The following is a 256-nucleotide window of genomic DNA, read 5'->3' on the forward strand; positions in this document are numbered from 1 at the left end:
CTCGATTACGTCTTCCGGGATGCTCGCAATTTCCAAAAGTACGTGGACGAAAGCGTGGTGCTGAAGGAGTTCGGCATCGCTACGCAGATCTTCGATGGTGGCGAATACGAGCGCGAGGAGCCGGCCATGCGGCCAGGTATTGCGGGCGCGATCCGGTTTCCCGGCGATGCGCGCCTGCGCCCCGACCGCTACGTGGCCGAGCTCGCTCGGGCGGTCCGCGCGCGCGGCGGCATCATCGACGAATACTGCCGGGTGG

1 protein-coding gene is annotated in these 256 nt (G+C 65.6%); it reads left to right on the top strand.

Features of this window, described 5'->3' with window-relative positions:
* The coding region (locus OH705_RS27985; RefSeq protein WP_267303532.1) for an FAD-dependent oxidoreductase at window positions 1-256 on the top strand (256 nt) is incomplete at both ends.

It is taken from the genome of Pseudomonas sp. BJa3, from assembly GCF_026343815.1.
GTDB lineage: Bacteria > Pseudomonadota > Gammaproteobacteria > Pseudomonadales > Pseudomonadaceae > Aquipseudomonas > Aquipseudomonas soli.